At 69.7% G+C, this 10,622-nt stretch carries 8 protein-coding genes and 1 riboswitch; of the genes, 5 read left to right on the top strand and 3 right to left on the bottom strand.

Annotated elements, in window-relative coordinates; all coding sequences use genetic code 11:
* Window positions 1–63: 63 nt before the first annotated feature.
* Together G8A07_RS24980 and G8A07_RS24975 are read right to left on the bottom strand one after the other, a co-directional pair.
* A complete protein-coding gene (locus G8A07_RS24980; protein WP_195794608.1) occupies window positions 64–960 on the bottom strand; it encodes an alpha/beta hydrolase in 897 nt (298 codons plus the stop codon).
* Window positions 961–987: 27 nt separating this feature from the next.
* Window positions 988–2,667 carry an FMN-binding glutamate synthase family protein gene (locus G8A07_RS24975; protein ID WP_195794607.1) on the bottom strand — a complete coding sequence of 560 codons (1,680 nt, stop codon included), beginning with the start codon at window positions 2,665–2,667 and terminating at the stop codon, window positions 988–990.
* Window positions 2,668–2,767: 100 nt separating this feature from the next.
* On the opposite strand from G8A07_RS24975, the gene sppA reads away from it, so the two are divergent.
* The 5 genes from sppA (at window position 2,768) to G8A07_RS24950 (ending at window position 9,609) form a co-directional block, all read left to right on the top strand.
* Window positions 2,768–4,630, top strand: coding sequence for a signal peptide peptidase SppA (gene sppA, locus G8A07_RS24970; RefSeq protein WP_195794606.1), 1,863 nt, complete (start codon window positions 2,768–2,770; stop codon window positions 4,628–4,630).
* Between the two features lie 77 nt (window positions 4,631–4,707).
* Window positions 4,708–6,279 (top strand): methyl-accepting chemotaxis protein, encoded by a 1,572-nt coding sequence (locus G8A07_RS28205; RefSeq protein ID WP_305798628.1) that lies wholly within the window; start codon window positions 4,708–4,710, stop codon window positions 6,277–6,279.
* A gap of 23 nt (window positions 6,280–6,302) precedes the next feature.
* A riboswitch (SAM riboswitch) is annotated at window positions 6,303–6,378 on the top strand.
* 50 nt (window positions 6,379–6,428) lie between these two features.
* Window positions 6,429–7,559 (top strand): homoserine O-acetyltransferase, encoded by a 1,131-nt coding sequence (locus tag G8A07_RS24960; RefSeq protein WP_195794605.1) that lies wholly within the window; start codon window positions 6,429–6,431, stop codon window positions 7,557–7,559.
* Entirely contained in the window at window positions 7,556–8,140 is a 585-nt protein-coding gene (metW, locus tag G8A07_RS24955; protein ID WP_195794604.1) for a methionine biosynthesis protein MetW, read from the top strand. Before G8A07_RS24960 ends, metW begins: the two co-directional genes overlap by 4 nt.
* 92 nt (window positions 8,141–8,232) lie before the next feature.
* Window positions 8,233–9,609, top strand: coding sequence for an esterase-like activity of phytase family protein (locus tag G8A07_RS24950; protein WP_195794603.1), 1,377 nt, complete (start codon window positions 8,233–8,235; stop codon window positions 9,607–9,609).
* A gap of 6 nt (window positions 9,610–9,615) precedes the next feature.
* Here the strand turns inward: G8A07_RS24950 and G8A07_RS24945 are convergent, their stop codons facing one another.
* On the bottom strand, window positions 9,616–10,572 hold the full coding sequence (locus G8A07_RS24945; RefSeq protein ID WP_195794602.1) for a succinylglutamate desuccinylase/aspartoacylase family protein: 957 nt from the start codon (window positions 10,570–10,572) through the stop codon (window positions 9,616–9,618).
* Between the last annotated feature and the right edge of the window lie 50 nt (window positions 10,573–10,622).

Genomic DNA, 10,622 nt, shown 5'->3' with positions numbered 1-10,622 from the left:
GTGATGATCGTGGCCGCGCCCGGCCCCCGCCCCGGGACAAACCCTTGCCGCGTGCCGGCGCGCTCAGCGCGTCGCGGTGCCGAGCCCGAACAGCTCCGCCAGCGCCGCGCGGTACTGGCCCTGGCCGACCGCATTGGTGTTGTGATGCGAGCCGCCCTCGACCAGCACGAAGCGCTTGGGCTCGGGCGCGCGCTCGAACAGGGCGCGGCCCAGCTCGGGCTTGATCACCGCGTCGGCGCTGCCATGCACGATCAGCACCGGGGTGCGCAGCCGGCCGATGCGCGAGGCCGAGTCGAAGCGCTGCGTGATCAGCGGCCCCACCGGCAGCCAGCCCCAGCGGTAGCTGCCCGCCACCTCGGAGATGGAGGTGAAGCTGCCCTCGACGATCAGGCCGGCGCTCTGCTCCTGCACCTCGGTGGCCAGCTGCACCGCGATCGCGCCGCCCAGCGAATGGCCGAAGATGTAGCGCGGCCGGCCCGGGTACTGGCGGCCCAGCCAGTCCCAGGCGGCGCGGGCATCCTCATAGGCCATGGCTTCCGAGGGCAGGGTCTGGCCGTAGCCGCTCTTGCCGAAGCCGCGGTAGTCGACGCCCAGCACCGAGAAGCCCAGCTCCTGCATGCGGCGCATGCGGTTGGCGCTGCCGCGCACGTCCCAGCGCGCGCCATGCAGATAGAGCAGCACCGGCGCATCGGGCTTGTCGGCCGGCGCCCACAGGCCATGCAGCCGGACCGGGCTGCCGTCCTCGCGGGCCTTGAACTCGATCCAGACCTCGTCCATGCCCTGCGCGGCGGCCAGGCCGCCGGCCCAGCTGCGGTCGCTGGGCTGGAAGATCCATTCGCGCTGCTTCTCGTCCAGGGTGGTGCAGCCGCCCAGCAGCAGGCCGCTGGCCAGGACGGCGGCGCCCAGACGGCGCCAGGGCAGGGGGGAAGGGCGGGGCTCGGTACGGCGGGTCGGCGGCATGGTGGCCGCAAGGATATCGGAGCCGCATTAAGCCGGGACGGCGCCCGGTTTTTCCGGCGGCGCGCCGCCTTCCTTTACCACGGGACCCTGCGGGGCAAAGCTGTCGGCCGTGGCCAGCGGCCAGTAGTAGCGGAACACATTGCCGGGCAGCTCGCCGGCCAGCAGGGCGCCGGGCTTGACGAAGGGCAGCAGGTTGGACAGCAGCTTGACCTCATGCGTGCTGACCCGGTGCACGATATGCGCGGCGCAGATCTCGTTGGGATGCTTCAGGCCGGCGGCCTGCACCAGCTCCTGCAGCGCCTTCAGCGTGTTGTCGTGGAAGCGCCAGACCCGCTCGGCCTTGTCCGGCACCACCAGGGCCCGCTGGCGGCGCGGGTCCTGGGTGGTGACGCCGGTCGGGCAATGGCCGGTGTGGCAGCTCTGGGCCTGGATGCAGCCCAGCGCGAACATGAAGCCGCGCGCCGCATTGCACCAGTCGGCGCCCAGCGCCATCATGCGCGCGATGTCGAAGGCGCTGACCACCTTGCCGGCGCAGCCGATCTTGATCTGGTCGCGCAGGTTCAGGCCGACCAGGGTGTTGTGCACCAGCAGCAGGCCCTCCTGCAGCGGCGCGCCCATATGGTCGGTGAACTCCAGCGGCGCGGCGCCGGTGCCGCCCTCGGCGCCGTCGACGACGATGAAGTCCGGCACCAGGCCGGTGGCCAGCATGGCCTTGCAGATCGCGAACCATTCCCAGGGATGGCCGATGCAGAGCTTGAAGCCGGTCGGCTTGCCGCCGCTGAGCTGGCGCAGCTGCTCGATGAAGCTGAGCAGCTCGATCGGCGAAGCGAAGGCGCTGTGCGAAGCCGGCGAGATGCAGTCCTCGCCGATCGCGACGCCGCGCGCCGCGGCGATCTCGGGCGTCACCTTGGGGCCGGGCAGCACGCCGCCATGGCCGGGCTTGGCGCCCTGGCTGAGCTTGAGCTCGATCATCTTGACCTGCGGGTCGCGCGCATTGGCGGCGAAGCGCTCGGGGCTGAAGCTGCCATCGGGCTCGCGGCAGCCGAAGTAGCCGGAGCCGATCTCCCAGATCAGGTCGCCGCCGTTGACGCGGTGGTGGGCGCTGATCGAGCCCTCGCCGGTGTCGTGGGCGAAGCCGCCCTTCTTGGCGCCGGCGTTCAGCGCCAGGATCGCATTGGTGCTGAGCGCGCCGAAGCTCATCGCCGAGATGTTGAAGATGCTGGCGCTGTAGGGCTGGGCGCGGTTGGCGCCGATCAGCACCCGGAAGTCATGGCCGGCCAGGGCGGTAGGGCTGAGCGAATGGTTGATCCATTCATAGCCGCGCCCGCCGACGTCCAGCTGGGTGCCGAAGGGCCGCTTGTCGGGATCGCCCTTGGCGCGCTGGTAGACCAGCGAGCGCTGCTGGCGCGAGAAGGGTGCGGCCTCGTTATCGGCCTCCAGGAAATACTGGCGGATCTCCGGGCGAATGAATTCCAGCAGGAAGCGCAGATGGCCGATCACCGGGTAGTTGCGCAGCAGCGAGCGCCGCGTCTGCAGCACATCGTGCAGGCCCACCAGGGTCAGGGCGCCGAACAGCAGCAGCGGCAGCGCCTCGCTGGCGCCCAGCAGCCAGATCAGGGCGCTGAGCAGGGTGGCGATCGCGCACAGCAGCCAGGCGCTGTAGCGGACCGGGAAATGGTGGTCGAGTCGGTGCAGCCAGACGGGCATGGTGAGGGCCTTCGCAGTCGCCTTGCGGCCCATGCTAAGCGCTGTGCAGTGGCCGCCACTATCATGGCTGTCACTGATCTCGGGAGGAAAGGGACTGATCATGGCGATCCTGCGACCCATTGGGCGTTTTCTGGCCAAGGCCTGGTGGCTGCTGGATGCCAGCCGCCGCGCGCTGCTGAACCTGCTGTTGCTGGGCCTCATCGTGGCCCTGATCGTGGGCTTCGTGACCCGCGGCCCGAAGCCGCTGGAGGACAAGACCGTGCTGGTGCTGGACCTGCAGGGCCGCCTGGTCGAGCAGTTCTCCGGCTCGGCGCGCGAGCAGGCGATGGCGCAGCTGAAGGGCCAGTCCCCCGAGGCGCAGACCCGGCTGCGCGACGTGCTGCAGGCGCTGGAGGCGGCGCGCAGCGATCCGAAGATCGGCTCGCTGCTGCTGGACCTGGACCATTTCGCCGGCGGCGGCCAGGCCCAGTTGCGCGAGGTGGCGGCCGCGATCGGCCGCTTCAAGGCGAGCGGCAAGCCGGTGACGGCCTATGCCGGCAGCTATGACCAGCGCAGCTATCTGCTGGCCGCGCAGGCCGGCGAGCTGCTGCTGCACCCGATGGGCATGTTGGTGATCGAGGGCTTCGGCCGCCAGCGCAGCTACTACAAGGATGCGCTGGACCGCCTGGGCGTCGAGGCCAATGTGATCCGCGTCGGCACCTACAAGAACTTTGGCGAGCCCTACGCGGCCAACAAGCCCTCGCCGGCGACCTTGGAGTCGGAAGCCTTCCTCTACAGCGATCTGTGGACCCGCTACACCGGCATGCTGGAGCAGGCGCGCAAGCTGGAGCCGGGCGCGGTGGCGCGCGGCATCGAGGAGCTGCCGCAGCGCCTGGCCGCGGTGAAGGGCAATGCGGCCCAGCTGGCGTTGAAGGAGAAGCTGGTCGACGGCCTGAAGACCCGCGACGAGCTGCGCGAGCTGCTGATCGCGCGCGGCGCCAAGGACGAGCAGGCCAAGAGCTTCCGCCAGATCTCGCTGGGCGGCTACCTGGCGCATCTGAAGCCGAAGACCGGCGGCGATGCGATCGGCGTGGTGGTGGCCGAGGGCGAGATCATCGACGGCGAGGCCGGCCCCGGCAAGGTGGGCGGCGATTCGACCGCCAAGCTGATCCGCCAGGCGCGCGAGAACGAACAGATCAAGGCCCTGGTGCTGCGCGTCAACTCGCCCGGCGGCAGCGCCTTCGCCTCCGAGGTGGTGCGCCGCGAGCTGGAGCTGACGCGCAAGGCCGGCAAGCCGGTCGTGGTCTCGATGGGCGATGTGGCGGCCTCGGGCGGCTACTGGATCTCGCTGGCCTCGGACCGGGTGATCGCCGACCCGAGCACGATCACCGGCTCGATCGGCGTGTTCGGCATGCTGCCGACCGCCGACAAGCTGATGGACAAGCTGTCGATCCACACCGGCGGCCACCAGACCACCTGGCTGTCCGGCGGCTTCGACCCGCGCCGCCCGCTGGATCCGCGCATGCGCGCCTCGGTGCAATCGGTGATCGAGCATATCTACGACGACTTCACCGCCAAGGCCGCGACCGCGCGCAAGAAGCCGCAGGCCGAGATCGACGCGGTGGCCCAGGGCCGGGTCTGGACCGGCGCGCAGGCGCTGGAGCGCGGCCTGATCGACAAGCTGGGCAGCTATGGCGATGCGCTGCAGGCCGCCGCCGAGCTGGGCAAGCTGGGCGAGGCGCCGCGCATCAGCTATGTCGAGCGCGAACGCGGCCGGCTGGAGCGGCTGCTGGACGGCCTGGGCGATGTGCTGGCGCCCAGCCTGGTCGAGGCGCTGCGCGCGCAGTTCAGCCTGCTGACGCCGCCGCCGGTGCTGGCCGAGGCCGGCCGCGAGCTGGGCTGGCTGGCCGAGCAGGCCGCGCCCAGCACAAGCCGCAGCGCGCCCTTCGCGGCAATAGTGCACTGCCTCTGCCGCACACCCTGATGTGCGGCTGGCGCCCAGCCGGCTAGCATCCGCTCCGATGCGGCCCATTCGCGCGGCCGCCTATGGAGGAGACAAGAATGAACTGGATGAGTGGCTGGATGCGCGGGTTCACGATCAGGACCCGGATGCAGGGGGCGATCGCCATCGTGCTCCTGATGTTCGCGGTGGTCGGCGTGGCCGGCATGGTCGGCGGGCTGCGCCTGAAGGCGCTGTACGCCTCGGGCAGCGAGCATGCGGTGCAGCAGCTGATCGCCTTCGCCAATGTGCGCTCCGCCCTGGCCGAGGTGCGGCTGTGGGAAAAGGAGATGGTGATCAACTATGAGGACGGCGTGGCCGTGCTCAATGCCCGCGAGCGCTGGAGCGGCGCCATCAAGCAGACCCGCCAGATCCTGGTCACGATGCAGGAGGACAAGGTCGAGCGCTACCGCGCGCCGGCCGGCGCCGCGGTGACCGCGCTGGACGCCTATGCCAAGGCCTCGGAGCCGGTGCTGATGCAGATCCAGGACGGCGGCTTCGATACCGCCAAGGTGGCCGACCGCATGCTGGACCGGGCCAAGGAGCAGGTGCGCCAGGTCGAGCAGCAGGTCGCGAAGATCGGCCAGCTGACGCAGGAGGAGGCCGCTGAGGCGCGCGCCCAGTTCGACGCCGCGATCATGACGATGGGCGTGGTGTTCCTGGCCACCCTGGCCGCGGTGGTGCTGCTGGTGGTGCCGCTGACCCTGCTGAACTCGCGCACCATCACCGCGCCGATCCGCTATGCGCGCTCGGTGGCCCAGGGCATCGCGGCCGGCGACCTGAACCGCCGCATCGTGGTCGAGGGCGGTGACGAGCCCGGCGAGCTGCTGGCCTCGCTGCAGAGCATGCAGGACTCGCTGCGCCGTCTGGTGGGCCAGGTGCGCGAATCGACCGAACAGATCGAGACCGCCAGCGCCGAGGTGGCCTCGGGCAATCAGGACCTGAGCCAGCGCACCGAGCAGTCGGCCGCCAATCTGCAGCAGACCGCCAGCGCGATGGAGCAGCTGACCGGCGGCGTGCGCCAGAGCGCCGAGGCGGCCTCGACCGCCAAGAACCTGGCCGACCAGGCCGCCCGGGTGGCGCAGCGCGGCGGCACCGTGGTGGCCGAGGTCGTCACGACGATGGACGGCATCAACAGCAGCTCGAAGAAGATCGGCGACATCACCGGCGTGATTGACGGCATCGCCTTCCAGACCAATATCCTGGCGCTGAACGCGGCGGTGGAGGCGGCGCGCGCCGGCGAGCAGGGTCGCGGCTTCGCGGTCGTGGCTTCCGAGGTGCGCAGCCTGGCGCAGCGCAGCGCCGAGGCGGCCAAGGAGATCAAGAGCCTGATCGGCGCCAGCGTCGAGCGGGTCGAGGTCGGCGCGCAGCAGGTGCAGAGCGCCGGCGCGACGATGAGCGAGATCGTCGCCTCGGTGCAGCGCGTCGCCGACATCATGGGCGAGATCGCGGCCGGCACCGCCGACCAGAGCCAGCGCATCGGCCAGGTGCATGGCGCGGTGACCCAGCTCGACCAGATGACCCAGCAGAACGCGGCGCTGGTGGAGGAATCCGCGGCGGCGGCCGAATCGCTGAAGGACCAGTCGCAGCGGCTCACCCAGGCCGTGCGGCAATTCCACCTCGATCCGGCCTGAGGCCGCGCGCTGCCGATATACTGCGCAGCCACAGCGCCGATTTGTTCCGAATTGCGGGCGCTTTAAAAATACCGCTAAAGAGGAGCGCTCGCTTCCAACCGGCGTTCCGTTTTTGCGGAAGCCGGTTTTTGTTTTTCTGGAGGCGTTCGATGAGCTCGGTGGGGCATGTTGAAGCACAGCGGCTGCGGTTCGACCGCCCGCTGCCGCTGCGGAGCGGCGCAAGCATCAGCGATTACGAGCTGGTGTATGAAACCTATGGCCGGCTGAATGCCGACAAGAGCAACGCGGTGCTGGTCTGCCATGCGCTGAATGCCAGCCACCATGTGGCCGGCACCTATGCGGACCAGGACAAGAGCGAGGGCTGGTGGGACAACCTGATCGGCCCGGGCAAGCCGCTGGACACCGATCGCTTCTTCGTGATCGGCGTCAACAACCTCGGCTCCTGCTTCGGCTCGACCGGACCGATGCACCAGAACCCCGCCACCGGCCGCGTCTACGGCGCGGACTTCCCGGTGGTGACGGTGCAGGACTGGGTCGATGCGCAGGCGCGCGTGCTGGACCATCTGGGCATCACCCAGCTGGCCGCGGTGCTGGGCGGCAGCCTGGGCGGCATGCAGGCGCTGGACTGGTCGCTGCGCTACCCGGACCGGATGCGCCACTGCATCGCGATCGCGACCGCGCCCAGCCTGTCGGCGCAGAACATCGCCTTCAACGAGGTGGCGCGCCGCGCCATCATCACCGACCCCGATTTCCACGACGGCCATTTCTACGCCCATGGCGTGGTGCCCAAGCGCGGCCTGCGCGTGGCGCGCATGATCGGCCACATCACCTATCTCAGCGACGACGTGATGGAGCAGAAGTTCGGCCGCCAGATGCGCGCCGCCGAGCTGGGCTATTCGACCCAGGACATCGAGTTCCAGATCGAGAGCTATCTGCGCTACCAGGGTGACAAGTTCAGCGAGTATTTCGACGCCAACACCTACCTGCTGATCACGCGCGCGCTCGACTACTTCGATCCGGCGCGCGAGCATGGCGGCGACCTGAGCCGCACCTTTGCCAGTGCGCGCTGCAAATACCTGCTGGCCAGCTTCACGACCGACTGGCGCTTCTCGCCGGCGCGCTCGCGGGAAATCGTCAAGGCACTCTTGGACAACAAGCGCGACGTCTCCTATGCCGAGATCGATGCGCCGCATGGCCACGACGCCTTCCTGCTCGACGACCCGCGCTATCACGGCGTGCTGCGCGCCTACTTCAATCGCATCGCAGGAGAGTTCGCATGAGCGCCACCGGGGTGATGGAGCAGATCGCGGCCCTGGTGCCGGCCGGCTCGCGCGTGCTGGACCTGGGCTGCGGCACCGGCGAGCTGCTGGCCTATCTGCAGAAGCACAAGGGCTGCACCGGCTACGGCGTGGAGCTGGACGATGCGAACCTGCTCGCCTGCGTGGAGCGCGGCGTCAACGCGATCCAGCTGAACCTGGAGGAGGGGCTGGCAATCTTCGAGGACCAGAGCTTCGACGTGGTGTTGCAGCTGGAGACCCTGCAGCATCTGCGCAATACCGAGGCGATGCTGCGCGAGACCGCGCGGGTCGGCCGCATCGGCATCGTCAGCTTCCCGAATTTCGCGCATTGGCCGAACCGGCTGCAGGTGCTCCTGGGCCGCATGCCGGTGACGCGCGTGCTGCCCTACGAGTGGTACGACACGCCGAACATCCGCGTCGGCACCTATGCCGACTTCGAGATCCTGGCGCGCAAGAACCAGCTGCGCGTGCTGGACAGCTTCGGCATCCAGGACGGCCGCGCGGTGCGGCGCTGCCCGAACCTGCTGTCGAGCATGGCGGTGTTCAAGTTCGACCGGGGGTGACCTAGGCATGAGCCGGGGGCGTCATGCCCCTGTCACGCCTTCTTCATACGCTGCGCGGTTTCATCACCTCCTCTCCCTGGAGAACCGCGCCGATGTCCCGCTCCCTCGCCCCCCAGCTGCTTCTGCTGAGCGCCGCCCTGTGCGGCGCGCTGTCCGCCCAGGCCCAGCAGGCCTTCCCGGCCGAACTGGCCGGCCATGCCTGGCTGCCGGCGCGCAGCTTCGTCGCCGCGCCCAAGGATGCGCCGGCCTCGCTGCAGACCAGCGGCAAGTACACCGCGCCGGACGGCCGCCGCGTCGAGCAGCTGGAATCGATCATGGGCACCTCCTTCCTGTCGGACAAGGCGGCGCCGCGCGAGACCGGCGTCAAGCTGCCCTTCAAGGGCCAGCCGGTGCAGGGCTTCTCCGGCATCAAGGCGATGCGGGACGGCACGTTCTGGGTGCTGACCGACAACGGCTTCGGCGCCAGGAACAACAGCGCCGACGCGATGCTGATGTTCCACCAGGTCAGGCCCGACTGGAAGGCCGGCCAGGTCAAGCGCCTGCAGACCGTCTTCCTGCATGACCCGGACCGCAAGATCCCCTTCCCGGTCGTCAACGAGGGCACGGCCAAGCGCTACCTGACCGGCGCCGACCTGGACATCGAGTCGATGCAGATCATCGGCAACGAGATCTGGTTCGGCGACGAGCTCGGCCCCTACCTGATCCGCACCGACCGCAAGGGCAAGGTGCTGGCACTGCATGAGACCCAGCTGGACGGCAAGACCCTGCGCTCGCCCGACCATTTCGCGGTGACGACGCCGGCCGTGCCCGGCGCCTTCGCGACGCCGGTGCGCCGCTCGCGCGGCTACGAGGGCATGGCCGCCAGCCCGGACGGCCGCTTCCTCTACCCGCTGCTGGAGGGCCCGCTCTGGCTCGACGGCGAGAAGAAATGGGAGGCCCTGGCCGACGGCCGCGAGTATCTGCGCGTGCTGGAGTTCGACGTGGCCAAGGGCGCCTGGACCGGCCGCAGCTGGAAGTACCCGCTGGAGCTGAAGGGCAACAACATCGGCGACTTCAACATGATCGATGCCGAGACCGGCCTGATCGTCGAGCGCGACAACGGCGAGGGCGCGGCCGAGGACGCCTGCAACGGCCCGGCGCGCCCCGACTGCCAGAACGTGCCGGCGCGCTTCAAGCGCGTCTACAAGATCAGCCTGGCTGCGGCCGATGCCGATGGCCTGGTCAAGAAGATCGGCTATGTCGACCTGCTGGACATCGCCGACCCGCAGGGCGTGGCCAGGCGCGGCGCGAAGAACGGCCGCTTCGGCTTCCCCTTCGTGACGATCGAGAACGTCGACATCGTCGATGCCGAGCACATCGTGGTCGCCAACGACAACAACCTGCCCTATTCCAGCGGCCGCCAGCTGGGCGTGCAGGACGACAACGAGTTCATCCTGCTGAAGGTGCCGGAGCTGCTGAAGGCGCGCTGATCGTTCTCAGTCCTCGAAGCGGCCGAGGCGCACCATGGTGTTGCCCGGCCGCCCATGCTTGAGCGAGGGCATCACCAGCACGGTGTCGTCGTGCCGGGTGTGGAACAGGGTCGCGCCGTCGCGCGCGAAGGCGGTGCCGGCCGCGGGGATCACGTCCAGCCCGCGCACCGGGAACAGGAAGCGGAAGTCGGCGCTGCGCGCGGTGACGGCCTCGTCGACCCGGATCAGGCGCTGGCGCTGCGGCAGCGGCAGGCGCAGCCGCGTCGCGGCCCAGCCGGCGTCGACCACGCCGGTCAGGCGCAGAAAGCGCAGCAGGCCGTCGATCGCCACCTCGGCCGCGGCCGCCTCCCAATGCTGGCCGCATTCGATCAGCAGCGCCTGCTTCGGGCTGGCCGGGTCGCCGAAACCGCCGCGGTCGCGCATGCGCAGGCCGGAGGGATGGCCGGTGTCGATCAGCAGGTCGCCCGGCATGCCCAGCCGGCGCGCGAAGGCCGCGCCCTTGTCGAGCAGGCCGCAGACCATCAGCGGCCGGCAGGCGTCCTGCATCGAATGGATGTCGAACAGGAAATCGGCCGCGTCGACGAAGGGCCGCAGCGCGCGGGCGCGGCGCAGCTCCAGCGAATCGCGCGAACCCAGCAGCTGCTCATCGGACCAGACCCGGTTCAGGTCCTCGTCGACGCAGCGCGAGGCGTTCGGGTCGGCGGGATCGAAGCGCTGGTAGGCCGCGACATTGGCGAAGCTCAGGATCAGCCGCCCCTGCAGCGGCTGGATCGGCCCCTGGCGCAGCAGCCAGTCCAGCGCGATCGCGCCGCACAGCTCGTTGCCATGGGTCAGGGCCTGCACCATCACGGTCGGCCCGGCGCGGCCGGAGTCGAACACATGCACATGGTCGACGCCGCTGGCGCTGTGACGGTAGGGACCGATGTCGGGCGGCGCGAGCTCGATGGCGGGATCGGTGTTCATGCCCCGGCATCATGCCCAAACCCGCGGTGCTATGCTGAAACCGTCTGCCG

Origin of the sequence: Roseateles sp. DAIF2, assembly GCF_015624425.1 — a bacterium.
GTDB lineage: Bacteria > Pseudomonadota > Gammaproteobacteria > Burkholderiales > Burkholderiaceae_C > Kinneretia.
This window is presented reverse-complemented; position numbering and strand designations above follow the sequence as displayed.